At 40.4% G+C, this 24,182-nt stretch carries 26 protein-coding genes; 17 read left to right on the plus strand and 9 right to left on the minus strand.

Annotated elements, in window-relative coordinates:
* The first annotated feature begins 24 nt into the window (after positions 1-24).
* The 4 genes from V7Q04_RS03780 to V7Q04_RS03795 are packed head-to-tail and all read left to right on the plus strand — an operon-like array spanning position 25 to position 3,366.
* A complete protein-coding gene (locus V7Q04_RS03780; RefSeq protein WP_333803570.1) occupies positions 25-675 on the plus strand; it encodes a hypothetical protein in 651 nt (216 codons plus the stop codon).
* 16 nt (positions 676-691) lie between these two features.
* Complete coding sequence (locus V7Q04_RS03785) at positions 692-1,354, plus strand: Crp/Fnr family transcriptional regulator (protein WP_333803571.1); 663 nt, start codon at positions 692-694, stop codon at positions 1,352-1,354.
* Between the two features lie 6 nt (positions 1,355-1,360).
* The gene (locus tag V7Q04_RS03790) at positions 1,361-2,740 is read left to right on the plus strand and encodes a type IV pili methyl-accepting chemotaxis transducer N-terminal domain-containing protein (protein WP_333803572.1); all 1,380 of its coding nucleotides are present in this window, start codon (positions 1,361-1,363) and stop codon (positions 2,738-2,740) included.
* Positions 2,741-2,796: 56 nt separating this feature from the next.
* Positions 2,797-3,366 carry an RBBP9/YdeN family alpha/beta hydrolase gene (locus V7Q04_RS03795; protein ID WP_333803573.1) on the plus strand — a complete coding sequence of 190 codons (570 nt, stop codon included), beginning with the start codon at positions 2,797-2,799 and terminating at the stop codon, positions 3,364-3,366.
* Positions 3,367-3,371: 5 nt separating this feature from the next.
* Here V7Q04_RS03795 and V7Q04_RS03800 read toward each other — a convergent pair whose 3' ends face one another.
* From V7Q04_RS03800 to V7Q04_RS03815, 4 genes are read right to left on the minus strand one after another with little or no spacing between them, the layout of a single operon-like run.
* Entirely contained in the window at positions 3,372-4,082 is a 711-nt protein-coding gene (locus V7Q04_RS03800) for an LrgB family protein (RefSeq protein WP_333803574.1), read from the minus strand.
* Positions 4,079-4,426, minus strand: coding sequence for a CidA/LrgA family protein (locus tag V7Q04_RS03805; protein ID WP_333803575.1), 348 nt, complete (start codon positions 4,424-4,426; stop codon positions 4,079-4,081). Before V7Q04_RS03805 ends, V7Q04_RS03800 begins: the two co-directional genes overlap by 4 nt.
* Positions 4,427-4,473: 47 nt before the next feature.
* The gene (locus V7Q04_RS03810) at positions 4,474-5,799 is read right to left on the minus strand and encodes a TIGR04283 family arsenosugar biosynthesis glycosyltransferase (protein WP_333803576.1); all 1,326 of its coding nucleotides are present in this window, start codon (positions 5,797-5,799) and stop codon (positions 4,474-4,476) included.
* Positions 5,781-6,872 (minus strand): phosphotransferase, encoded by a 1,092-nt coding sequence (locus V7Q04_RS03815; protein ID WP_333803577.1) that lies wholly within the window; start codon positions 6,870-6,872, stop codon positions 5,781-5,783. Before V7Q04_RS03815 ends, V7Q04_RS03810 begins: the two co-directional genes overlap by 19 nt.
* A gap of 213 nt (positions 6,873-7,085) precedes the next feature.
* On the opposite strand from V7Q04_RS03815, the gene V7Q04_RS03820 reads away from it, so the two are divergent.
* The 10 genes from V7Q04_RS03820 to V7Q04_RS03865 all read left to right on the plus strand — a co-directional run bounded on the left by V7Q04_RS03820 (position 7,086) and on the right by V7Q04_RS03865 (position 16,586).
* Positions 7,086-7,526, plus strand: coding sequence for a rhodanese-like domain-containing protein (locus V7Q04_RS03820; protein WP_333803578.1), 441 nt, complete (start codon positions 7,086-7,088; stop codon positions 7,524-7,526).
* A 20-nt stretch (positions 7,527-7,546) separates the two neighbouring features.
* Positions 7,547-7,984 carry a rhodanese-like domain-containing protein gene (locus V7Q04_RS03825; protein WP_333803579.1) on the plus strand — a complete coding sequence of 146 codons (438 nt, stop codon included), beginning with the start codon at positions 7,547-7,549 and terminating at the stop codon, positions 7,982-7,984.
* A gap of 44 nt (positions 7,985-8,028) precedes the next feature.
* Positions 8,029-8,655, plus strand: a complete 627-nt coding sequence (locus tag V7Q04_RS03830) for a TVP38/TMEM64 family protein (RefSeq protein WP_333803580.1) — start codon at positions 8,029-8,031, stop codon at positions 8,653-8,655.
* On the plus strand, positions 8,645-9,748 hold the full coding sequence (locus V7Q04_RS03835; RefSeq protein WP_333803581.1) for a (Fe-S)-binding protein: 1,104 nt from the start codon (positions 8,645-8,647) through the stop codon (positions 9,746-9,748). The genes V7Q04_RS03830 and V7Q04_RS03835 overlap by 11 nt, the downstream gene beginning before the upstream one ends.
* A gap of 8 nt (positions 9,749-9,756) precedes the next feature.
* Positions 9,757-10,389: a TVP38/TMEM64 family protein gene (locus V7Q04_RS03840; protein WP_333803582.1), complete on the plus strand. Its 633-nt coding sequence runs from the start codon at positions 9,757-9,759 to the stop codon at positions 10,387-10,389.
* Positions 10,379-13,369 (plus strand): DUF5714 domain-containing protein, encoded by a 2,991-nt coding sequence (locus V7Q04_RS03845; protein WP_333803583.1) that lies wholly within the window; start codon positions 10,379-10,381, stop codon positions 13,367-13,369. The genes V7Q04_RS03840 and V7Q04_RS03845 overlap by 11 nt, the downstream gene beginning before the upstream one ends.
* Positions 13,370-13,416: 47 nt before the next feature.
* Complete coding sequence (locus tag V7Q04_RS03850) at positions 13,417-14,148, plus strand: hypothetical protein (RefSeq protein ID WP_333803584.1); 732 nt, start codon at positions 13,417-13,419, stop codon at positions 14,146-14,148.
* A gap of 308 nt (positions 14,149-14,456) precedes the next feature.
* A complete protein-coding gene (locus tag V7Q04_RS03855) occupies positions 14,457-15,590 on the plus strand; it encodes a nicotinate phosphoribosyltransferase (RefSeq protein WP_333803585.1) in 1,134 nt (377 codons plus the stop codon).
* A gap of 219 nt (positions 15,591-15,809) precedes the next feature.
* Entirely contained in the window at positions 15,810-16,034 is a 225-nt protein-coding gene (locus V7Q04_RS03860; protein WP_333803586.1) for a DUF6953 family protein, read from the plus strand.
* Between the two features lie 18 nt (positions 16,035-16,052).
* Positions 16,053-16,586, plus strand: coding sequence for a 3'-5' exonuclease (locus tag V7Q04_RS03865; protein ID WP_333803587.1), 534 nt, complete (start codon positions 16,053-16,055; stop codon positions 16,584-16,586).
* A gap of 112 nt (positions 16,587-16,698) precedes the next feature.
* On the opposite strand, the gene V7Q04_RS03870 is transcribed toward V7Q04_RS03865, so the two are convergent.
* The 5 genes from V7Q04_RS03870 to V7Q04_RS03890 all read right to left on the minus strand — a co-directional run bounded on the left by V7Q04_RS03870 (position 16,699) and on the right by V7Q04_RS03890 (position 22,142).
* Positions 16,699-17,601 (minus strand): formate dehydrogenase subunit gamma, encoded by a 903-nt coding sequence (locus V7Q04_RS03870; RefSeq protein WP_333803588.1) that lies wholly within the window; start codon positions 17,599-17,601, stop codon positions 16,699-16,701.
* An 11-nt stretch (positions 17,602-17,612) separates the two neighbouring features.
* Positions 17,613-18,218: a formate dehydrogenase FDH3 subunit beta gene (fdh3B, locus tag V7Q04_RS03875; protein WP_333803589.1), complete on the minus strand. Its 606-nt coding sequence runs from the start codon at positions 18,216-18,218 to the stop codon at positions 17,613-17,615.
* A 7-nt stretch (positions 18,219-18,225) separates the two neighbouring features.
* The gene (locus V7Q04_RS03880; protein ID WP_333803590.1) at positions 18,226-21,087 is read right to left on the minus strand and encodes a formate dehydrogenase subunit alpha; all 2,862 of its coding nucleotides are present in this window, start codon (positions 21,085-21,087) and stop codon (positions 18,226-18,228) included.
* A 21-nt stretch (positions 21,088-21,108) separates the two neighbouring features.
* Positions 21,109-21,300, minus strand: coding sequence for a twin-arginine translocation signal domain-containing protein (locus V7Q04_RS03885; RefSeq protein ID WP_333803591.1), 192 nt, complete (start codon positions 21,298-21,300; stop codon positions 21,109-21,111).
* Positions 21,301-21,929: 629 nt separating this feature from the next.
* Positions 21,930-22,142: a 4Fe-4S dicluster domain-containing protein gene (locus tag V7Q04_RS03890; protein ID WP_333803592.1), complete on the minus strand. Its 213-nt coding sequence runs from the start codon at positions 22,140-22,142 to the stop codon at positions 21,930-21,932.
* Positions 22,143-22,264: 122 nt separating this feature from the next.
* Between V7Q04_RS03890 and V7Q04_RS03895 the strand changes: the two genes are divergently transcribed.
* From V7Q04_RS03895 to V7Q04_RS03905, 3 genes are all read left to right on the plus strand, one after another.
* Complete coding sequence (locus tag V7Q04_RS03895) at positions 22,265-22,441, plus strand: hypothetical protein (RefSeq protein ID WP_333803593.1); 177 nt, start codon at positions 22,265-22,267, stop codon at positions 22,439-22,441.
* Positions 22,442-22,489: 48 nt separating this feature from the next.
* Positions 22,490-22,825, plus strand: a complete 336-nt coding sequence (locus V7Q04_RS03900) for a hypothetical protein (protein ID WP_333803594.1) — start codon at positions 22,490-22,492, stop codon at positions 22,823-22,825.
* A 204-nt stretch (positions 22,826-23,029) separates the two neighbouring features.
* On the plus strand, positions 23,030-24,088 hold the full coding sequence (locus V7Q04_RS03905) for a hypothetical protein (RefSeq protein WP_333803595.1): 1,059 nt from the start codon (positions 23,030-23,032) through the stop codon (positions 24,086-24,088).
* Positions 24,089-24,182 lie beyond the last annotated feature (94 nt).

The following is a 24,182-nucleotide window of genomic DNA, read 5'->3' on the forward strand; positions in this document are numbered from 1 at the left end:
AAAATAAACACTTGAAGGAACCAAATGAATAAAATAAAATTACTAGCACTCTCTTTAGCGCTCATCGGCAATCTTAATGCAGGCGATGTTTTTGAGGGAACGGTTGTTGATACTCTTAACGGTGGCGGTTATACTTACCTGCAAATTGATGATACCAAGAAAAAGTATTGGGTTGCTGTTGAAGGTATAAAGGTTGAAAAAGGGACTGAGGTTCGTTTCACTGAAGAGATGAGAATTAAAGATTTTGAGAGTAAAACGCTGAACCGTAAATTTGATGAGATTGTTTTTGCTTCCAATTTACAACATCGTACAAATGTTCCTGAAAAAGGCAATTTAGAACTCATTAACGAGCAGGTCAAAGAGTCTCCATACAAACAAAAAGATACGATGAGTGTTAAAGAAGTATGGGAAAAACGTGTTAGTTTAAAAGATAAAACGATTGCGATTCGAGGAAAAGTTGTTAAAGCCAGTCCAAATATTATGGGGCGCAACTGGGTTCACATTCAAGATGGCACAGGTGAGGGAAGTGAAATAGGACGCATCGTCTTTACCTCAAAAGAGCTTCCAAAAGTTGGTGATATCGTAACAGCTTCAGGTGTAGTGAGTGTTGATAAGGACTTTGGTTCAGGTTATTTTTACAAGATCATTGTCGAAAACGCTTCATTTAGTAAATAAATTCTAAAGAGATTTGATGTCTAACGAGCAAGTGAAAATTGTCTCTTCATTGCCATTGTTTGGGACGCTTCAAAGTGAAGACATCGAAAAAATTGCCTCGTTTTGCAGTGTACGTCACCATAAAGCAGGTGACGTACTTTTTTATGAAAAAGATACCAAAGATTCGATTTATTACATCATTCAAGGTTCGGTCAAGTTTTACAAGGTTGACCGTTTCGATAATGAAATTTTCCTCTACAAACTCTATTCAAATTCACTTATTTTTAATGTTTCCAAGCTGACAGATAGTTTTTTTATCAGCTGTTATGCAAATGCCGAATTTTTGGAAGACAGCACGATACTTTCCATTCAAAGTGAGCCATTTCGTGAAATGATCTATTCCAATCACCGTTTGATGACCAAGATTTTGCAAGAGTCTTTTGCGATGATTCAGCAGATGCAGTGTATCATCAGTCGAGATGTTGTCTTTGATGGAACTGCGAAGGTAGCGCATATGCTGGTTAATGAGCTGGACACATTTAATAAACTTAAAAAACATGAAATTGCCTATATGTTGCATATTCAGCCAGAGACACTTTCACGTATTTTAAACAAGTTAACACGTAATGGAACCATTGAGATCGAAAAAAATAACATTGTTATTTTAAATATTCAAGAGCTAAAAGATATTTATGAGTAGGACACCATGATAAAACCAACCGCTATTAGTGCAAAAATGCGTCTTGCCGGAGGATTGCTCTCTTTTGTTATTATTTTTATTATCTCTTTAACCGTGATGATGAATCAGATGAGTAAAAAAGACTCTTACATCATCAACATTGCTGGAAAACAGCGTATGCTTTCTCAAAAGATGAGCAAGGAGATCTTTTTTATTGTTCACCGCCATACCAATGATTTTCGAGAGTTAAATACGGCTGTCAATCTTTTTGAAAACAGCCTCAAAGATCTCTTGTATGGGAATGATGCCAAAGGTATTTACGCCCCTCAAAATGATCGCATAAAATCAAAACTTGAAGAGGTTATGGCACTTTGGCTTCCGTTTCGTGCTGAAGTAGAAGCCCTAAAAATAGGGGTTGAAGATGTGCGCCCTGATATGGAAGTCCTCACCCCTCGCATCGAAAAACTTTTGGTGCTTTCTGATTCAGTTGTGCAACGTATGGTGAGTGCCAACCTTAGCAATGTTCACATTGACCTCTCGGGTCGCCAGCGGATGCTTTCACAAAGAATGGGACTTTATGTGAGCCGATATTTACGAAGTGCCAATGCCCAAGACCTACTTGTATATGCCGATGCAAAAGCGCTTTACAACAAAACGATTAAGAGTTTCTTAGATGACACAGCGGTTAAAAATGCTCCTGACGTATATGCCATTGTCAAAGAGACCAATGCTTATTGGGAAGAGTATACGCTTTATTTAGATCATATCATCGCTGTGGAGAGTGAGATCAACAAGCATATGGCGTTTGTGCACGAAAAAAATGTTCAGCTCCTCAATGCAATGGATGAAGCGGTTTGGCTCTACACCGACCACAGTGAAGCCAAAAACGATATGTTTCTTAAGTTTCAATACATCGCGCTGTTGGTGGGCTTTATCATTATGGTTTATGCGTTTGTAATGACCAAAGAGATCATCGAGCATTTAGAAGGTTTTGTGCAAAAAGCCAAAGAGCTAGCACACGGCGATATAAGTAGCTTTTCAGCGCAACATGTAACGCTCTCTGCCAACAGCGAAGATGAGCTGAAAGAAGCATCAACGCACATTTCGCTTTTTGTTCAAAAAGTCAATCTTGCGATGAAAGACTCCGAAGATGCGCTCAAAAAAGCAGAAAATGCCGTTTCTCAACTTCAACAACTTGCCCTTGAAGTTGAAGATGTTATCGAAGATATGGGCATTGATGAAAGTGAAAAGAAAACATTTGATAAAAATGTCAATGCAACCGAAGACATTGCCATCCAGTCTGCTGAAAATCTCATCCATGTTAACCGTATGTTGCAAAAGTTGAAAAAAAGCCTTAATGCAATGGTTGAGAGTGGCAATAAAATGGACGAAAAAAAGATTGAGTAACAATTCGTTTAAACTCTTGGGGTATCATATTTGTAAAGATACACCAAGAGGCTTGAATGAAAAAAGTGATTATTATTCATGGCTATTATGCTTCACCAAATTCACATTGGTTTCCGTGGTTTGTTGAAAAAGTTCATGCGGTGCATGGTATAAACGTAGAGGTATTGCGTATGCCAACACCAGAATCTCCTCACGTTGAAGCGTGGCTTGAAAAACTTCGTGACAAACTTGGTACACCGAACAATGAAACATTTATTATCGCGCATAGTTTAGGCTGTGTAGCACTTTTACACTATCTAAATGACCTCCAAGAAAGCTTCACTCTGGGTGGTCTCATCTTAGTCTCTCCCTTCGATCAACCCCTCGAAGTTTTCCCCAATCTTGATGCTTTTGTCGATGTTTCCCTTGACTATGAGAAACTGGCGCGCAGTGCCCTTCAAAAGTCTGTCATCTTCTCCGATAACGATATGTATGTGCCATCTTCTGTGAGTAAAGCTCTGGGAGTCAAACTCGATAGTGCTTTGTTTGAAATCCCTCGTGGAGGGCATTTTCTAGGTATTGAAGGTTTTGAGACTTTCCCTGAACTTTACGATATTTTCAAACAGATGATGACCAAGTACGCTTAATTTTTTTATAAAAACCCAATTACAATCGGCAACGCAATGGCGATAAATACACCGACTAACCCCATGGCTAATGCCGAAAATGCCGCAGCGTTTTCACTGATCTCAAAAGCTCTTGCTGTTCCTACTGCATGAGAGATAAGCCCCAACGCAAACCCTTTTGCTGCGTCATGTTTGATGCGTAGCAGTTTAAACACAAATGTACCAAACAACGCTCCCAAAAGCCCCGTGATTACCACAAATCCAATGGCTAAAGCAGCATTCGCGCCAATGTCATGTGCGGTAATCAGCGTAATAGGTGCGGTGACAGACTTTGTTGTCATAGAGAGCATCGTAATTTTTGAAGCACCAAAAAGCCACAAAATACCAACAGCGCTTAAAATCGTAAACGTACCACCCACAAAAAGAGTCACGAGGATAGGCATAAAATAAGCACGAATCAATTTAAGATTTTTATACAAAGGAAGTGCCAACGCAACCGTTGCAGGTCCTAAAAAAAAGTGAAGAATAAAAACAGAGTCAAAGTACTGTTTATAAGGAATTTGAGCAAAAATAAGAATGGGAAGCATAATGATGTATGCGATGACAATGGGTTGTAGCAAAGAGTGTTTGCCACTTTTTTCATAAATGAGTATGCCGATTTTATAGGCACTGATGGTGATCATAATCCACGATAAAGGTGTATTCATCACATAAGCGATGAGCGCATCAACATTCATTTGTTCTCCTTGCGTGAGATCAAAATATCCATAAGCTTCACACTGAATGCTAAGGCTATAAACGTCCCAAAAATGAGCGATGCGAGGATGGCAAAAAGTTCGTTGGAGATAGTTCCAAATTGTGTGATGATACCAGCGGCTGCGGGGATGATGAAAAGCGGCAAATAGCGCAATAGCCAAAAAACAGAGGTATCGAGCGCATGAAAGCTCCCTTTTCGTACCACTAAAAAAAGTAAAAGCAATACCATGCCGATGATGGCGCCAGGAATTTTGAGTTCAAAAAGTTTACTGATGCACTCTCCGACAAATTGGAAGAGTAAAAGGGTTAAGATACCGTGTAACATGACTTTCCTAAAGTTTTAAATTAGACAAAAAGTCTATTATACAGAATTTAGTTTTGATGAGGTTTATAGTGTTTGATTAAATGTTTTGGCTCAACACCTATCCAATATAAAAAACTCACGATACGGTTGCGAAGTGTTGTATAAACAATGCCTTCTTTGTGCCATCTTCTGGAGGATGTCAAAACTTTTGGCTTTAAAAGAGCGACTTTGTGACCTTGTTTTTTCAGTCGCCTCATGATCTCTACGTCTTCCATAAGAGGGATTTGAGCGTAACCTCCCAGTTCCCTAAAAAAGGTTGTTTCAAAAAAATGTGCTTGATCGCCATACGGAATTTTGGTGATGAATGATCGAAAATTTGCCATGGTTTCAATGAAAGAAAGCGCGATATGCGGATCGTTGATGCCAAAGGAAAATGCCCCTACTTTTTTGACATCTAATGCTTGCAGGGTGAGTGTGTCCCAGTGGTGGGGTACAAGGGTGTCTGCATGCAAAAAGAGCACAACATCCCCTTGGGCTATACGCGCACCTTCATTCATCTGAGATGCCCTTCCTTTGGGCGCAAACGCAAGTCGTACCTCGTCCAAGCGCAGACGATTGACCGTCGTTTTTTCATGCGTATCGACGATGATAATTTCGTAATTTTCTAGGTGAGCATTGGTTCGCAAGTGCGTTATGGTTTTCAAAAGGGTTTCATCTTCATGGAAGACGGGAATAATGACGCTGATGCGAGGAAGTATATTTAAAAGACTTTGCGCATAATAGCTTAAGGGCGTGTCTGAGCTTTTGGAGGCAAAAGCACGTAGATCATCCAGTGTGTCGATGTCACGAAGCATTTTCGTTTTAGCGACTTTGAGATGATGCATCTTTGCAAGTGTTTTTTCATAAACATCCTCCTTACTGTAGGTGATGCCCTGAAATGGCTTATGACAAAAAGAATCTGCTTGAAATCCAATAAGGTAGTAACCTCCATCACGTGTGGGGGAGAGGACGGCATTGTTTTTGTACAGTAGCGTTAAGGCTTTTTGTAAAATCTCTTCTGTGATGTCGGGAATGTCTGAGCCAACAAGAATGACCCTTTGATAATTTTGAGAAAAAACATTTTGAAACGCATCGTACATGCGTTCACCCAAATCGCCTGAACTTTGGAAAAAAAACTGCTTCCGTTTCACATAAGTGGGTAAATGCGCATGCAAATCATCGTCATAAGCGATGATAACATCGGTGTCTTGTGGTAGTTTGACGCAGAGCAGATGCCTGCACATCATGCGGTAAAGTGTGGCGGCATAATCACCCCCAATGCTTTGAGCAAGGCGTGTTTTTACACGCCCAACCACAGGGGCTTTCATAAAATAAATTAATGCGTTTCGAGACATAAATGTTTTTCCAAAATGAGCATAAAATCTTCCAAAGACTTTACCCGTAGAAAGTTTTCAATCAGTTCAATGCTGAGTTTTTCGCACAGCTTATAAGCGTTTTCTTTTCCGTTTTCTGTACTAATGGATTCAAGGGGTTTCGCTTTAGCTGGTACAACCAAACGACGAAAAAGTTCTGCCCCACAAAAGCCAACACTCTGTTGTAACAGAGGAAGCGGTGTTGGGGCACTTTGGTGCTCAAAATAGTGCCAAAGTGTACGAATAGAGCTTCGATAATGAAGTGTTTTATGTTCATAAAGTGCGTAAATTTCACCAAAAAGGATGTGTGCTAAAAGCGTACCTATGTCAAATCCAAGGGGACCAAAAAAAGAGAATTCAGCGTCAATAATAGCGATATTAGCATCTTTTATGAGGATGGAACCTGTATGCAAATCACCATGAATGAGGGCTTCTTTGTGTGTTAAAAAAAGCTCTAAAAGCGTTTGTAGATTTTCGTGAAAAAGTACACTTTTGGACAGAGGTGTAAAAAAATCAGGCACAACAAGGGCAGGGTGGTCTTGGATGTAAGGATAGCGAAAGATGTAATGCTCACTGATGCTTTTTAACGTAGCCTCTTCATAATAGCCTTCTTCCATATGACGTGGTGCATGTTTGTAAAGTCGTGCTAAAAAATCGCCTAATTTTGCGTATAGATGCAGGTCTATGGTTTGTTTCAGTTGCGCACTTTGGAGCAGTTCATACCCCTCAAGATACTCCATCGCCAGCACAAAAGCTTTTTCATCGCAAAGGTAAAGCTTGGGTGTGTATGAGGGGGCAATTTTTTGAAAATAGCTCATAGTATGCATCTCAACACAAATACGCTCTTGTGGTAGTGGAAAACTCTCCCCTAAAAGTCTTAAGTACGGAGGTGCATGTTTGATAATGAGTGATGCACCGCTCGCATCTTGTACCTGAAAGATAAAATTTAAATTACCATCGCCAATTTCATTGATATTCAAAGGTGGTTTTGTAAAAAAAGTGTTTAAAGATGGTGTTGTATCGATATAGTGAATAACATCATTTGCAGTTTGCACGTGCTTCGTTCCTTACATGTAAAATATTATTATAGCAAAAGCAGTCAAAGAACATTGACCGTGTTAACCTTTTTGTAAGTCGCAAAAGTTTATCATACCAATGAAATGCATGTAATGGCTTAAGGTTTAAGCGTACATCAAAAATGACATGAGACTGCTTTTTTGATACCTCAATTTTATAACTTTGCGTGCAAATTTTTTTCAGGAGTCTCAATGAAACTCACATCGTTATGTGTCAACTTCTTGGTTGTTTTAGTACTCATCGGATGTGGCGGCAGTGTAAAACCAAACCCAAAATACAACTATATTACAGCTGATGAAACGGCGAAGTTGATACGCGAAAACGCCTCTTCCATTCTGCTTGTGGATATTCAAGAAAAGGGTGATTTTGAAGAAGAGCATCTAAAAGGAGCACTTGCAACCTATGCGTATCCCGTCAAAACGGATGATGAAAAAGCGCGTTTAGCAGAACTTATTCCTACCATTCAACCGAATCAAAAAGTGATTATCATCTGTCCAAAGGGCGGTGGTGGAGCGGATAGAGCGTACGACTTTTACTTGGAAAAAGGGCTTAAAAAAGAGCAACTTTTTACACTCCAAGGTGGTCAATACGAATGGCCACGCGATAAAATCAAAGATGTGTTAGACAAATAATCATAATTCAAGGAGAAACAATGAACGTAACAAAACTATTTGGAGCCGCAGCCCTAACGGTACTCTTCCAAGGTGCCTTAATGGCGGGAATTTTTAGCAATTACAATTATATTACCGCAGAAGAGACTGCAAAATTGGTACGTGAAGACGCAAGCAAAGTGGTTATCGTAGATATTCAAGAAAAACCAGGTTTTGAAAAAGAGCATCTTCAAGGTGCCCATGCTACCTATGCGTATCCTGTCAAAACAGATGCTGAAAAAGCACGTTTAGCAGAACTTATTCCTAACATCAAACCTGATCAAAAAGTGGTTATTATCTGCCCAAGAGGTGCGGGTGGTGCAGATAGAACGTATGACTTTTTTCTTGAAAAAGGTTTGAAAAAAGAGCAACTCTTTACCCTTAAAAATGGTCAAGAAGGCTGGCCTAGAGAAAAAATTAGTGACGTTATCGCAAAATAATGCTCAACCCCTCTAAAATCGCGATACTGCTCATAAGCGGTGTCGTGCTTACTCTCATTTTTACCTGTCCACAAAGCAGAGACTATTTTTTTGATTTGATTTCGCTTTTTCAAAGTTTGGACATCGAAAAGATCAAAGAGTACATTCTCTCTTTTGGCGTATTGGCTCCGCTGATCTCTTTCTTTTTGATGGTTTTTCAAGCCATTGTGGCACCATTGCCAGCATTTCTCATTACCTTTGCCAATGCGGCACTGTTTGGTTGGTTATGGGGTGCGGCTCTTTCATGGTTTAGTGCTATGGTAGGGGCACTCTTGTGTTTTTACATTGCCAAATTTTTAGGGCGAGATGTGGTGGAAAAACTCACCAGTAAAATAGCACTTGAGAGTGTGGATGCTTTTTTTGACAAGCATGGTACCTATGCGATTTTAATTGCACGTCTTTTGCCGTTTGTCTCTTTTGATGTCGTCAGTTACGCCGCAGGGCTGACTTCGATGAGGCTTAGAGCGTTTTTAATTGCCACAGGTATAGGACAACTGCCTGCAACATTGGTTTATTCTTACGTGGGTGAAATGCTAACGGGTGGGGCACAAACGGTGGTATATGGACTGCTGAGCTTGTTTGCCGTGAGTATTTTGGTGTACCTGATCAAGCGAGTGTACCGTGGAGCGTAAAATTAAAGATTATGAGAGTGAATGTGTAGATTGCAGGTGCTGTATGAAGGGCTGTCCAATGCTGTACAGCTTTACCATATCTCCTAAAAAATTGCTGATAAAGTTCACGACGGAACTTCCAACTTCAGATATGGCATTTGCGTGTGCCAATTGTGGGCTTTGCGCACATACCTGTCCTCGTGACATTGACTTTGGAGCGATTTTTACTGCATCTAAAAAGAACTATGCGGAAGATAAAAAAGTGTTGAAAAAGTATGGCTATGGTGGCGTGATATTTCACCAAAAAAGTAGTTTTTCAAAACTTTTTTCTACTACAAAAAAGTTTACCAAAGGAGAGTACACCCATATGGCATTTATGCCTGGATGTGCGCTAAGCTCGTACTCTCCAAGCCTTGTTCATACCGTTTTTAACTATTTACAATCCAAATGCTCAGGTATGGGTATCATCCAACAATGTTGTGGCACACCGACACGTGCGATGGGCGACATGGCACAGTTTCAAACGTACCACTCTCAGCTTGAAAATGATCTTGCAAAGATGGGTGCAACCACGGTTGTCACTGCGTGTGAGAACTGTTTTATGAGCCTTAAAACGTATGCCCCACACATCAAGATCGTTTCGCTTTATTCGCTGTTACGTGAAATAGGCTTACCTGAAACGGCAAAAAATCGCTACACAAATGCCTCAAAAATGGCACTGCATGATCCCTGCCCGACACGCTATGAAAAAGTCATACATGCCGATGTTCGAGCACTTTTAGAGCAAATAGGTTTGCCTTACGAAGAGTTTACCTTCAATCGTGAGCGAACGCTTTGCTGTGGAAGTGGTGGCATGTTGGAGCTGAGCCATCCGTCTTTGGCGTATGAACAAATGAAAACAAGAGCACACCAAACAACGTGCGAGAGCATCGTGAGTTACTGCCAAAGTTGCGCTGAGTCTATGAGCCATGGAGGCAAAAATGGCGTGCATCTGCTCGATCTCATCTTTAACCCTACGTTTTCAATGAAGCAAGAAGAGCAAGGCACGCTTAAAAAATGGTACAACCGTTTTACTTCACGCCAAAAAATAGACGCTTTAAAGGATAAAGCATAAAAAAAGTCATGCTCTTTTTAGCTTTTGGCATTGTGATGTTCGTCTTTTACAAAAATGGCGTACTCTCTTATGCTCAAGTTGAAGCGATTCAAAGGTTTATTCAGAGCTTTGGTATGTATGCACCGCTTATGTTCATTGTTCTTTTCACGCTTGCACCACTCATTTTCTTTCCCGATGGCATCTTGGCACTTTCAGGTGGACTTATTTTTGGTTTTGCATGGGGCAGTGTTTACATCGTTTTAGGTGCATTGTGTGGGGGCACGCTTTCGTTTTACCTTGCGAGGTTGTATGGCACTAAAATGCACGAAAAGCTTGCCCATGAAAAACTGGTTAATTTTCATAAAAACATTCAAAAGCACGGCTTTGTGATGATTTTGATGTTGCGCCTTGTCCCGATCGTACCCTTTAACATCATCAGTTACAGTGCAGGATTTTCAACCATTCGCTACCGCGATTTTTTCTTTGCAACACTCTTTGGAATGCTTCCGGGTGTTTTTGTGTATGCGAACATCGGTGCGCAATCGCTCAGTTTTGGAAGCAAAGAATTTTACATCTCGGTTGGTTTATTGGTTGTACTTGTTGTGGTTTCGATGGTCTTAAAACAACGTGTCAAAAAGAGGTTAGAAGCATATGAAAAATAATTGGCAGAGAATTGTTTTTAAAGAGAGTCCCATTTATGTTCATCGCCATAGTGCGGATTGGTTTGTGCCTAATTCACATGCCGATGCCCTTTTGCAAAGTGCGGAAAAAAGCCTTGCTTATGAGCAGTTAAAACATCGCATTTCAAGTCCCAATCCTTTGGTTTATTTGCCAAAAGTTCTTTCAAAAACACCGCTTCAAGAGTTTTGGATACACCTTACCAATCGTTGCAATCTCAGTTGTACGCACTGCCTTTTTAGCTCTTCTCCGATGGAAAAAGACACGCTTAGTTTTGAAAAAATCGTTTCGCATGTCAATGAAGCCTATACACTGGGCTGTCGGCTTTTTATTATCAGCGGGGGTGAGCCGTTGGTGCATTCTGAACTGCTTGCGTTGGTGGAAGACATTTTACGTTATGAGGGAAGCGAAGTTGTTATACTGACCAACGGTGTATTGCTTGAAAAAGTCTTTGCAGGTAAAAGCTTCTCAAAAGAGCGATTGCACTTTCAAATCAGCCTTGATGGTCTGCCAAAAGAGCACGATACTCTGCGTGGCAAAGGAAGTTTTGCGAAGCTTGAAAGTAACATCGTTTGGCTTCAAAAAGAGGGCTACCGTTTTTCACTTTCGGTCTGTTTGCACCCTTTGAACATACTCAGTTTAGATGCCATAACGTTGTTGGTACGTGAGCTTGGAGCATCGCATTTACATTTTTTATGGTACTTTTCTCGTGGTCGTGGCGAAACCGAGGGTGGGATTTCCAATGAAATTCTTTTTGATACATTGATCAAAGCGTATGAAACAGCACAAAAATTAGGTCTTGTTATCGACAATTTTGAAGCGCTAAAAACACAAATCTTCGCTCCAAAAGGCACCGTACACGATGGTTCAAGTTCGGGTAGAAACTCGCTTGCCTTAGGCTTTGATGGGCACTTTTACCCCAGTGCGGCAATGGTCGGTGAGGGTGAGCTTTTGATGGAAGGTGAAAGCATCGCTGAGGCGCTTGAAAGCCCTGTAGCTCGGGCTATTGCGTCACAGTCCGTTACATCGCTCAGCTCTCCACTGCGTTTTTTACTTGGAGGTGGCGACTTAGACCACAGTTTTGCCCATGCGAAAACCTTTATGGGCGATGATCCGTATGAACCACTTTTAGAAAAGCTTGCCCTATGGCTGATAACACAAGAGGCAAAGCGTTTTGAGTCTTTACCTCTACAACCCGCTTTATGCCTTGAAATGGGTGACATCTTGCAGAGTTGTGGCGCCAATGAGGGCGTGGCGCATACCCATGCCAACTGCTTGCTTGCCACGGGTGAGAGCGAGTCGTTGCGCCTTGTGAAAGCCTTTTACCATGACGCGGCATTAGAAGACAAGGAAAGCATCCTCAATCCTGCATGTTACGAAGAGCAGTATCTTTCGCACATTCCTACGCATTTGCGTTTTCGCGGGTATGGCTGTGGAAGTCCTATCTTAGATGCAAACCTAAAGCAGGGCGAATGGATGCTAGACCTTGGTTCTGGCAGAGGCATTGAGTGTTTTATCGCTTCCAAATTGGTAGGGAAAAGTGGACGTGTCGTGGGGGTCGATATGTTAGACTCCATGCTTGCCATCGCACGAAGTGGGGCGGAAGAGGTTGCACACGGTTTGGGTTACACCAACCTCTCTTTTACCAAAGGCTATCTTGAAACCTTACCGTTTGAAGCAGAGCATTTTGATGTCATCACCTCCAACTGTGTGCTCAACCTTTCCAGTCACAAGCGCAAACTTTTCTCTGAAATCTTTCGAGTCCTTAAAAAAGGTGGAAGGCTTGTCGTGTCAGATGTCATCTGCGATGAAGAGGCAAGTGCTATTATTCGCAACGATGCGAAACTGAGCGGTGAATGCATTGGTGGAGCACTTACACAAGCCCATCTTTTAGGGCTACTTCGTGAGAGTGGTTTTGAAAATGTTGAGCTTTTGAAGCGCTTTTTTTACCGTGAAGTGCAAGGACATTCTTTTTACTCGCTCACTTTTGTCGCACGCAAACCAGAGAGCCAAAAGCAGGTTGATGTCATCTATAAAGGTGTGGGTGAAAGCCTTACTTTGGAAAATGGCATCGTTCTTTTTAAAGGGGTAAAAACACGCATTGACGAGGCTTTGGCAAAATTATTAGAGCGTGAGGTGTTTCTCTTGGATGAGAATGGCGCTGTGCGCAATCAAGAAGGGCAGAGTTGTTGCTGCGCCACGCCTCCTGAATCCAAGTCAAACCTTTTGCTCAGCCCCAAACCAACGGCAAAAGTCACCTTTAGTCTCTCCCCTCCAAAGCAGAGCCATAACTGCATGGTCTGCACATCAGAGCTTGTTTATGGCGCAACTGCGAATGAAGTAGCGTGCTATTACTGCGGAAATATAAGCCACCATAGTGTTACATGTAAAGAGGGTCATTATGTCTGCGATGCGTGTCATGCCAAAGAAGCTTTAGCGGTTATAGAACACATTTGCAAAACATCCAAAGAGCGCGATATGCTCAAACTTTTCAGGCAGATCCGAGAACACCCCAGCATCCCAAAACACGGGCCAGAACATCATGCGATGGTACCTGCCATCATCGTAACCGCCTATAAAAACAGTGGTGGAAAACTTCCCGAAAATGCACTTAAAACAGCACTTTTACGAGGTGCAAGTATGATGGGTGGCGCATGTGGATTTTTAGGAATTTGTGGTGCGGCAAGCGGTGTTGGCATCGGTTTTGCTATTGTATTAGAGTCTTCACCCGTGGCGAAAAAAGCACGTTCTACGGCTCAAAAAGTAACGCACGCTGTACTGGGGAAAATCGCTGAGTACGAAGCGGCACGGTGTTGTCACAGAGAAGTGTGGACAGCGCTTAACATCGCTTCATCATTGTCTGAAGAGTTTTTGCCTGTAAAGCTTTTGGCATTGATGGAAACGAAATGCGATCAGAAGAAATTTAACCAGTATTGCTATGGGAAAGAGTGTCCGATATTTTAAATTAGTTTTAGAATAAGAAAAATAAAAAATTACACAAAAGGTTTTGAATGAAGAAAATTTTTTTTATAAAAATGATGTGTTTAATTGTAATTGCATTTACTGTACAAGCATGTGTACCTATGATGGTTGCAAATAAACTTCTTAATGCACCTGTTTTTTCAGATGAAGATTTGAAAAAACGACCTAATATAGGTATTGTAAGTTTGGAGCTTGATAAAAATGCATCCATTGAAATGGTTCAGATTAAAAATCAATATGAACTGCAGACTATCAATAAATTAAGTCAATATACCAATGTTAAAAAAATAGATAATTTTGAGTCAAAGGGAACTATTTTTCAAAGAGAAGTTGATAAGTTAGATTTACTTAAACAACCAAAATTAACACAAGAGATCATTGTCGAGTTCATGCTTGAGGCAAGTAGAAAGACAGAAAAACTTTATGATAAGCAAATATACAATGCTATGAAAGAACATAATTTAGAGTGCATCGTTGAGCTTGGCTCAGATATTACTATAGCTCTTTCATCTCAAAGAGTAGAGTTTGGTAGTAAAACAGACATATATACACTCAATGGTGAAAAAATTGTTAAAGACAGTGAGAAGAAGGTTCGTGCAGAAATTCTTTGGCAACGTGAAAAAATTGACTCAGATGCACATTGGTCAGTGCCAATCGCTAAAAGAACATCGGAAGATAATGAAAAACTTAAAGCAAAAATCTTTCCTATGATAGACAAACAAGTTGATTTAATTGCAAAAGTTTTATTTGGAAATCGTTAAATACATAAAATTCTTAAAGATAGGATAACTATACAATGATGAGGTAGTTTAAACTGCCTCATTTTAATTACATATTTAAAACAATATATCTTTCTGTTGGACAGGCTACTTTAATACATCCCTAAACTAAATGCTCCAAAATAATCCCCGCAAATAAAAGCAGTGAAAAGAGAGAGTGTTGAGAGTTGTGGCGTTGCTTGCACAACGGGGTAATTCATTTGCTTTAAAAGCGTATTGCAGCATTTTGCAAGAACTTTATTCGATATAATAGCTTATAAAATTTAGCCTTAAAGCTTTCAAGGAACTGTATGCAAAATAGTCAAATACCTAGCGTTACAGACGTTCCCTTTTGGAGCGACAAATACTTTTCTAACACCAAAACCATCGTTGAACATTTTGGCGACAAAGCGGTCACCTACGCCTTCTTTTTGCGTCGTCCCGTCCTCTCCGCTCATCGTTTAGCGGTTGAATGGATACAAACACAAGCCCTACATCGAGGCATTAGCGTCACCATCGAAACAACACATGAAGAGGGCGAATGGGTTGGTGCAGGTGAGCCTTTGCTGTACCTTAGTGGCTCGTTTGCGCTTTTGGTGGAACTCGAAACGCTCATTTTACAAAAGTTAGGCTCGGCGTGCATCGCCGCGTATAACGCGTATCAGATGTGTGAAACACTACCTCAGGTCTCTTTTTTAGCCATGGATGCGCGCCACTGTGCAGGTACAGAGATGGCAGAGATGATGGCATATGGCGCATCGGTTGGCTCACGTGCCGCGCAACGCAAACTAAAAGCTACAGGTTTTATAGGCAATGCAACCGATGCGACAGCGCATTTTTTTGGACGTGAAAAAGGCTTAGGCACAGTTCCTCATGCCCTCATTGGGTACGCAGGCTCAACACTTAAAGCAGCTCAAATGTTCCATGAATGTTTCCCCGAAGAAAATCTCCCTATACTAGCGGATTATTTTGGTCGTGAAATCACCGATACTTTGGAAGTCTGTCACGCATTTGCTACCTTAGCCCATGAAGGAAAAGTTGGTGTGCGCCTCGATACGCACGGTGGACGTTTTTTAGAGGGGCTCGATACACAAAAAAGCTATCAAGTTTTAGAACGCCACACCCCTGATGCGTTGCGCGAATACCGCACGGAAGCCGAACTCCACGACCTTATCGGCATGGGTGTTTCAGCCGCGGCTATATGGAGCATGAGAGAGACTTTGGATAACGCAGGATTTCACAAAGTGCGCATCATCGCCTCTTCGGGTTTTACCCCACAAAAATGCCACGCTATGGCATGTGCCAAAGCCCCCATCGACATTATCGGCACGGGTTCATTTTTACCCGAAAAATGGAGTGAAACCTGCGCCACAGCCGACATCATCGCTTACGATGGTGTACCGATGGTGAAAGTCGGACGGGAATTTTTGCTGAAAAAAGGGTAATATAGATGGTAAAAGTTAAAAATTTAGTCTTGAGCGCATTTCTCTCAAAGAAAAACTGTGTTCTTGTCTTATGTTAGCACTTTCACACGCATCAATAGCATGGTCTATACTGTTTTTAGATGTTCTAATACTTCTCTCTCCATGCTCATTTTTCCTTCTTTAATGATATTTTTTGTATCATGTAATAGACTTACAAGGTAAGGAAAAAAGGAAATAATAATGACCGTCAAAGATGTTGCTGGCTATATGCTAGAAGAAATAAAGAAAAATGGCTCTTTACCTCAAGTGGGGCTTGCGGATATCATAAAAGAAAAATTTGGGAACGAATTTGTTTTTGAAACGACCCATAAAACGTTTGTGATTGATCGAAAAGTGTTACGAGAATTCAATAAAATAAAAGGCGATGACATTGTTTGGGACAAATACAGATGTTGTTGGTGTTAATGTGCATAAAGGGGAGCGGTGATTATTTTAGACTTTGAAACAAACTCTGCCAATACCCACGATGTAATCGAAGTAGCCGCCTTTCGTGTTCAGAAAATCAAGAACGAATATACCGTGGTTGATACCTTCCATCGGTACTATTTCTCAGCATATGAGCTCAATCCTCATGCCCTAGCAGTGCATAAACTTTCCCCCGATAGGCTTAAACGATTGCGAAAAGATGCTACGTATGAAGCGTACTTTGAAGATGATGTGGACTTTGTCGCGTTTTGTCACAATGCTACAACACTTGTAGCGCATAATATAGCCTTTGAATTACGACATATCGGCTCGTTGGTCTGTTTTGAAAAGCATTTTTGCACAATGAAAGAGAATAAAAAAATTGTCAGAGCGACCAATGTTAGGGGTGCTATCAAAAATCCAAAACTGATTGAGACGTGTCAGTATTATCAGATAGACTTTGATGAAGAGCAGTATCATAACGCTCTTTATGACGTTACGAAGACTTTGGAAATTTTAAATAAAATGCAGAGCAATACGCTTAACGATTAGCACACTCACTAGGTGCTAGGTGTAAAAAAAGAAGAACCCTTTTTAAAGGAATTCTTCTTTGTACATAAACCGCTTTTTCTGTCTCGAGAGACAAAATGAGTATGCAAGCGTGTTAAAACTTGCCTTTTTCTTTGAGCTTTTTATACCACGCATTGTGAAGGAACTTAACTTCCTCTTCTTCAACATAACCCGTGATGATGCTGTGAATTGCACCTTTAATCGCAACCGCTGCCATATAAATATGTGTAAAGAACACCGCTACTAAAATAAAGCCCATAACGTTATGAACAATAGCAGAAGCGCGTAACATATCAATGTGACTAAGCCCCGTAAGGTTATGCAACATCTCAATCTTGAAATCTAAGAAAAACATCATTGCGCCACTTAGGATCATCACTAAGCCACCAAGAACACAAACCCAATACCACATTTTTTGACCTGCGTTAAATTGGGTTGCATTGATAATGCGTTTTTCCTTAGAAAGGTAACCGCCCAAGATCATGAACCATTTGATATCTTCAAGATTGAAAATAGCCTCTTTAATCCACATAAGCGCCATAGGAATAATGACAATAGCAAAAGGAATCGTAAAAATACCATGAAGGTTTTTTGCCATTCTTACCAATGTTCCACCACCAAAAAAGTCACCAAAAACGATGATAAATCCTGTAGGGATAATCACCATAAAGCTTACCGCTGCTACTTGATGAATCGTTCTATGGAATAGGTTAAAGGCATAATGCTTATTATGGCTGTGTGGAAATACTTTTTGTCCTACAATTTTATAGTGTAAGAAAAAGACTGATGGCACACCCACTAAAACGCCTAAAAAGACCCATGCAAAGTATTTGCTCTGCAATAAAGTAAACCAAGCGCCCAATTTAAGCGTCTCTTCTTGTCCGTATCCTAAAATATTTTGAATGCGCATTTCACCCCAGATTTGGCTATCGGTAGCACCAAATGCCACCGTAGCTAAACCTAGAAGCGCAATGAGTGCGTAAACATACTTTCTCATTGCTATTCCTTTCATTGGTTTTTATAGGCTTTATCCCATCCATAAGATGAGCTCATACCTTTTCCGCCACGAGCTGCAACACGCGCTCTGATGACATTGGACACAGATTCTGCATCGCCTACAAGAAGTGCTTTAGTGGAACACATCGCCGCACATACGGGTACTTTGCCCTCAGCGATTCGATTTTGACCGTAAAGCTCAAACTCGTGGTGTGAATTGGTCGCTAAAGGACCACCTGCGCACATGGTACATTTATCCATTGTTCCTTTTGAGCCAAAAAGTCCCTCTCTTGGGAATTGTGGCGCACCAAAAGGGCACGCATACAAGCAGTATCCACAACCGATACATTTGTTTTTATCGTGAAGCACAACACCGTCTTCTCTGATGTAAAAACAATCCACAGGGCACACTTGTTGGCATGGAGCATCGGTACAATGCATACATGCGATCGAAGTCGAAACTTCTTTACCCGGAATACCCTCATGAATCGTAATCACTTTTCTTCGTGCAATTCCAGCTGGCAGTTCATGTGCTTCAGCACACGCAATGCTACAACCATCACACTCGATACATCTGCTCTCATCGCAGTAAAATTTCATTCTAGCGTTTTCCATCATTCACCTCCTACGCTTTCTCAACGCGGCATAAACCCGCTTTAGATGCAGGTATCTGCGTAATGATGTCATAACCATAACTTACGACCGTATTGGCACATTCACCGCTTGCATACGGTTTTGTTCCTGCTGGGAAATTGCCCGTCATGTCAACACCTTGCATAAAGCCACCGAAGTGGAACGGTAAGAAGACCATATTGGGTTGAACCGAATACGAGTACTTTGCTTTCACTTTGATCTTTGTGCCAGCAGGTGAGTGAACCCACATCATGTGACCGTTTTTAATGCCCTGTTTACTGGCTAAGTCCGGATGAATATCACAGAACATTTCAGGCGTTAGCGCACAAATGTATTTTGATGCTCTGTTCTCTAAACCTGCACCCATCATAGTGACCAAACGACCTGTTGTCATGACGATTGGGAACTCTTTGGTATAGTCTTTCTCTTTTTGGATAGACGCATACTTGGTTGTTACACGGAAATGGTTTGCTTTATCGGCATACGTTGGGTATTTGGCAACCAAATCAGGACGTGGTGAATAAAGCGGCTCACGGTGAAGAGGAATGCGATCTGGGAATGTCCATACAACGGCACGCGCTTTTGCGTTACCATATGGCGTCAAGCCAGCTTCAAGTGCTAAATCAACCAATTTACCGCTCGTACATGTTTTCCAGTTTGCACCACAGAGGTCTTTTTCTGCATCGCTTAGTTTTCTACCGATAAGTGATTCGATATTTTCTTTGGTAATTTCAGGGTATCCGCCATCGACTTTTGAACCAATAGGCGCAGAACCTTTACCCGAAAGTAGGCTTACGCCATCTTTTTCCAAACCGAAGTTATTTCTAAAGCCCATACCGCCTTCACTGACTGGAACATCAACATTGTAAAGGTTTGGTGTACCGCCATGTTTAACGCTCCAACAAGGCCAAGGAAGACCGTAATACTCGCCCTTCATCTCGCCTTTACCAGCACCCGTGATCTCATCAAACATATGCCAGTTATCGGTATGTTTTTGAATTCTCTCAGGTGTCCAGCCCATCATACCGATGGTTCTAAGGGTGCGAGAAATCTCAATGGTCGCATCTTCAGGCCATTGGAAGGTTTTTTTATCCGGTGTCATTTCAAGATAACCATCACTTTTAAGGTGCATCATCATCGAGCGGGTATACTCTTCATAGAAACCTAATCGCTTGGCAAGTTCAAACATAATTTCTTGATCGGGCTTGCTCTCATACAGAGGCTCGACCACTTTATAACGCCATTGTGCACTTCTGTTGGTTGCAGAAACCGTACCACTGCTCTCAAATTGTGTCGCACTTGGCAAAATGAAAAGATTGTCTTTTCGATTGGTCAAAATAGCCGCTTCATTTACGAAAGGATCGGCAATAACCAAAAGCTCTAAATTATCAAGACCTTGTTGAATTTTGAGGTTTTGTGACGTTGAGGTAATACCACAACCCATAACGACAAGCGCTTTTAGATTTGTACCTGCATTTTCAATCGCATCTTCGCCTGGTTTGCCAGCAAGTACACCAGCCCACCATCTGGCTAAGGTAAAGCCTGGTTTGCCCATCCAATCGACATTTTTAAATTGTGATTTGATATAGTCGTACTCTACGCCCCACATACGTGCGTAGTATTTCCATGAGCCTTCAACCAGACCATAATAACCCGGGAGTGTGTCAGATAAACATCCCATATCGGTCGCACCTTGAACGTTGTCGTGACCTCTTAAAATGTTCGTACCGCCACCTGATTTACCCATGTAACCCAGTGCCATTTGAAGAATTGGAGCAATACGTGTATTGCCAGTACCCACGGTGTGCTGAGTAAGACCCATTGCCCATAGCAGTGTACCCGGAGAGTTTTTCGCGTAAATGGTTGTAATTTCGATTAAAGTTTCAGCTGAAACGCCTGTGACATCCGCAACAATTTCCGGTGTCCATTTAGCAGCTTCTGCTCGGATCTCATCCATACCGTAAACACGGTCATCGATGTATTTTTTATCTTCCCAACCATTTTTGAAAATGATGTTAAGCATACCGTATACAAACGGAATGTCAGTTCCTGGGCGAATTTGTGCAAAGTAGTCTGCTTTTGCGGCACTTTTGGTGAAGCGTGGATCGATAACGATGATTTTTGCGTTATTGCGTTCTTTTGCTTTTAGTATATGACCAAAACCTACAGGGTGGTTAACCGCAGGGTTACAACCGATAATAAAGATAGATTTTGCATTTTGGATGTCTCCAAACGAGTTTGTCATAGACCCATATCCTAATGTATTCGCCACACCGGCGACTGAGGAGCTGTGTCAGATTCTAGCTTGGTGATCTATATTGTTTGTTCCAAAAAACGCGGCAAACTTTCTAAAGTAGTATGCTTGCTCATTGCTCATTTTTGCTGAGCCTAAGAATTGAGCTGCATCAGGACCATCTTTTTTCTTAATTTCTGCTAGTTTTGTTGCAATGCGATTAAAGGCTTCATCCCAAGAGAGACGTTTCCATTGACCGTTTACTTTTTCCATTGGGTACTTAAGACGTACTTCTGATCTGACCATATCGATCATATCTGCACCCTTACAGCAGTGTCCTCCAAGGCTAATTGGGTGGTCTTGAGCAACTTCTTGACGAACCCATACACCGTTGTGAACTTCTGCGATCACACCACACCCAACTGAACATGATGTACAGATGGTTTTTACTTTCTTACTTCCAGGAAATGGGTTTTTAACCTCTTCCTCTGTTGCGGCTCTTGTCACATTCTCACTAGCAAAGCCCGAAGTGGCGCCAAATGCACCAGCAACTGCTGCCATTTTGAGAAAAGACCTACGACCTACGGTCGTTGTTAGAGCACGCGCTGTTGTACTTTCCATACGCGATATCCCCTCTTTGAATTACATAGCAGATTTATAATAATCTTCCCATGCCTGTGTTTTAGTATAGGTCATCTCTTTTTTAGGAGACTTTCCTTTTACAACGCCGTTTGTACTCTTAGAAGAACTTGCGTGTACGCCAACAACACCCACTGTCGCGACAGCACTCACAAGAGCAGCTTTTTTAACAAAGCCACGTCTACTCTCATTCATATAGCACCTCCTTAAAAATTTCAATCGCTTAACCATTAAGTGATTGCTACAAAACATACCCTTTTCTGTGGCAATCACTTGCATGATAATCAATAATAAATTTATACCAATAGAGTCTTATTGAGTCGCATGATGCAGAAAAACAAATAGCAGACTGGTGAAAAAATTCTCTTCAAAAGAACAATTTTTATCACATTTTTTAGACTAATCTTTATAAACACATAAGACTACAAAATTTAAATTTAAATTAATATAAAGTCATAAAATGTCACACAAAGTGAGTAATATTGGCATGTTATATTAATGGTAAATTCAGTTTCGAAGAGGTTTTTATTGTGCAAATTCAGCATATTTATTATGCAAAATTAGCATATTTGTGGGGTGAAAAACATGCTTTTTTCTTAGATGAACTGAGAGAGAAGAGGGCAAGAAATTTAGAAAGAAGTCTATGTTTTTCACCTATTAAAAGATTGAAAATTCTTCTTTAGTGTACAAAAAGAGAAATGACCATTTGAGTTACTTTAAAGTAAACGAAAAGGCAGTTTCAACTGCCTTAGCATGAGCACGTAGAAAAGTGCCTATGAGATGAAGATCGTTTGCGCTGAAAGTCAAACTAACAACACAACGAATTATGCATCTAAAACGATACATCCTTCTGTTGGACAAGCTTCCATACATGCAGGTGATGCATGATGACCTACACATTCAACACATTTGTCTGCATACACATAATACACATCAGCCCCTGTTGGGTTATCGCTATCATCTACAATAGCCTCCACAGGACACTCATCAATACAGGCTCCACATGCGATACAAATATCTGTAATCTTTACTGCCATAACATCCCCTTAGTTGGTGTTTTTTTGTAAAAGATATCAAAACCTTTTATCGGAAAAATTTTATAATAAGTTCATAGCGTGAAAATAGCTTTGCAAAACGGCAAAAGTGGGTCGTCAATTTATTGCAAGTTCAATTGGTTAATAGCTCTGATTCACGTATGATTAAAGAAGCGTTCCAAGCAGCAGTTCTTATGAACACAGATGCGACGACGTTCGATAATTTCCATGTTGAAGGTGGCATAATTATATACCAAGGGCGTATTGGCTTTAGTGAACTAGTACAGTACCGTATCGAGTGACTAATCTGTTCTTCAGGAGCAGAAAATGGACTGCTCCACTGATCAAAGGTGCTTGATGCAACGTCTGGTGAAAATACAGATGCCTACAAAGTCGAAGTGGGCTATGACTTCTCAAAAGTGGGTGTTACAGGACTTAAAGCTTTAGGTAAATATGTCAAAATCAATCAAGATACACATAATACACATACTGCTGGCGCTTTAGTAACAGTATTGAATAGTGTAAGTGTTGATACAGAGTCTACGTATTTAGAAGCACAAGTTTCTTACGACCTTCCATCTGTTAAAGGTTTAACACTCTCTTTAGAGTATGAAGATGGTAAAGTAGAAACAGCATCTACAAAAAATACAAGTGAAATGAGATTTAGAGCGAACTACAAATTCTAATTTGTATAGGTTTTAATCTTTTCTAACGCTTCCTTTTAAACCAGTGACAAAGATGCCACTGGTTCTTCTTGTAACTGCTTAATCTTTATATTTTCCTAAATTGCTTTAATGATTGCTTTAATATTTTGATAGAATTATCAATAGACTTAGCTTTACATGTAAAAGTTGAAAAATTAGTCCTGACCTCTATACTCGGAGATTACATTGAAAAAATTGAATGCGTTTGTTCTTATGCCCTTTGCTGAAGAATTTAAAGATGTTTATAAACATCTAATTTTTGAAGAATTAGAACGTGCTGGGTATATTGTTATAAGAGCAGATGATATAAAAAGCCAAAACAATATAATGAGTGATGTTGTTAAAGGGATTATAACAAGTGATTTGATTATTGCCGATCTCACTGGTTCAAATCCAAATGTTTATTATGAATTAGGTATTGCACATGCTCTCGATAAAAAAGTTATTTTGATAACGCAAGCAATAAATGAACTTCCTTTCGATTTACGCTCATATAGAGTGGTTGGATATGGCCTAAATTTCGTAAAAATGGCTAAAGCAAAAAAAGAGTTATTTGAATTTGCTACTGAAGCATTTAAAAGTAACCTTCCTTTTGGTAATCCTGTAAAAGATTTTGGAAATATTAATCGTCAATCAAATGAACTATCAATAACATCAAATGAGGTTATGCCTGAAAATCTTGATGGTGAAATGGGTTTACTTGACCATAGGGTTAATCTTGAAGATGGATTTGCAGATTTAAGTAAGATTATTGCAGAAGTTGGATTCAAATTATCTGATGAGGTAACTCCAGAAATTGAGAAAACTACAAAAAAAATAACTTCAGGTAATTATACAACGAAACAAAAACGAGATATTGTGAGAGAATTATCAACACACTTGGAAAAATATAGTTCATTCATAAAACCTAATAATGAAAAATATAGATATCTACTTAAAAATGTTGAAAATAGCCTTGAGTATATGCTTAGTGGTAATATAGAGGTTGAAGGTGATGCAAAAGTACAGTTAGAAGAATTTCTTGATGCCTTAGCAGAGGTAGAAAAATCTGCTTTGCAGGGTCGCCAAGGATTTATATCTCTTATTGATACGATGGGTAGTTTACCAAAAATTGAACAAAGCTTTGATAGAGCAAACGTATTTATGGTATCTGAACTCAAGGACTTTGTTGAAAATATTGATCAAACAATTTCTGTAATTGCTATAGGTAGCCAGCTTGGAAGAGCATTCATTAATAAATTATAGAGATAAGATTAAAGAGATAGTATTTTCTCTGTCCTAAACCCATACAAATCAATCAATCGCATTTTACATGTAAACCCAAAATCCCCACAAAATT

Source organism: Sulfurospirillum sp., assembly GCF_036802865.1.
GTDB lineage: Bacteria > Campylobacterota > Campylobacteria > Campylobacterales > Sulfurospirillaceae > Sulfurospirillum.

What these genes read in the sequence shown, in the direction of transcription:
- V7Q04_RS03850 (WP_333803584.1), top strand. Translation starts at nt 13,417, where the DNA reads ATGAAGAAAATTTTTTTTATAAAAATGATGTGTTTAATTGTAATTGCA.
- V7Q04_RS03825 (WP_333803579.1), top strand. Translation starts at nt 7,547, where the DNA reads ATGAACGTAACAAAACTATTTGGAGCCGCAGCCCTAACGGTACTCTTC.
- V7Q04_RS03840 (WP_333803582.1), top strand. Translation starts at nt 9,757, where the DNA reads ATGCTCTTTTTAGCTTTTGGCATTGTGATGTTCGTCTTTTACAAAAAT.
- V7Q04_RS03800 (WP_333803574.1), bottom strand. Translation starts at nt 4,082, where the DNA reads ATGAATGTTGATGCGCTCATCGCTTATGTGATGAATACACCTTTATCG.
- V7Q04_RS03785 (WP_333803571.1), top strand. Translation starts at nt 692, where the DNA reads ATGTCTAACGAGCAAGTGAAAATTGTCTCTTCATTGCCATTGTTTGGG.
- V7Q04_RS03870 (WP_333803588.1), bottom strand. Translation starts at nt 17,601, where the DNA reads ATGAGAAAGTATGTTTACGCACTCATTGCGCTTCTAGGTTTAGCTACG.
- V7Q04_RS03795 (WP_333803573.1), top strand. Translation starts at nt 2,797, where the DNA reads ATGAAAAAAGTGATTATTATTCATGGCTATTATGCTTCACCAAATTCA.
- V7Q04_RS03860 (WP_333803586.1), top strand. Translation starts at nt 15,810, where the DNA reads ATGACCGTCAAAGATGTTGCTGGCTATATGCTAGAAGAAATAAAGAAA.
- V7Q04_RS03810 (WP_333803576.1), bottom strand. Translation starts at nt 5,799, where the DNA reads ATGTCTCGAAACGCATTAATTTATTTTATGAAAGCCCCTGTGGTTGGG.
- V7Q04_RS03885 (WP_333803591.1), bottom strand. Translation starts at nt 21,300, where the DNA reads ATGAATGAGAGTAGACGTGGCTTTGTTAAAAAAGCTGCTCTTGTGAGT.
- V7Q04_RS03890 (WP_333803592.1), bottom strand. Translation starts at nt 22,142, where the DNA reads ATGGCAGTAAAGATTACAGATATTTGTATCGCATGTGGAGCCTGTATT.
- V7Q04_RS03790 (WP_333803572.1), top strand. Translation starts at nt 1,361, where the DNA reads ATGATAAAACCAACCGCTATTAGTGCAAAAATGCGTCTTGCCGGAGGA.
- V7Q04_RS03780 (WP_333803570.1), top strand. Translation starts at nt 25, where the DNA reads ATGAATAAAATAAAATTACTAGCACTCTCTTTAGCGCTCATCGGCAAT.
- fdh3B (WP_333803589.1), bottom strand. Translation starts at nt 18,218, where the DNA reads ATGATGGAAAACGCTAGAATGAAATTTTACTGCGATGAGAGCAGATGT.
- V7Q04_RS03855 (WP_333803585.1), top strand. Translation starts at nt 14,457, where the DNA reads ATGCAAAATAGTCAAATACCTAGCGTTACAGACGTTCCCTTTTGGAGC.
- V7Q04_RS03820 (WP_333803578.1), top strand. Translation starts at nt 7,086, where the DNA reads ATGAAACTCACATCGTTATGTGTCAACTTCTTGGTTGTTTTAGTACTC.
- V7Q04_RS03845 (WP_333803583.1), top strand. Translation starts at nt 10,379, where the DNA reads ATGAAAAATAATTGGCAGAGAATTGTTTTTAAAGAGAGTCCCATTTAT.
- V7Q04_RS03805 (WP_333803575.1), bottom strand. Translation starts at nt 4,426, where the DNA reads ATGTTACACGGTATCTTAACCCTTTTACTCTTCCAATTTGTCGGAGAG.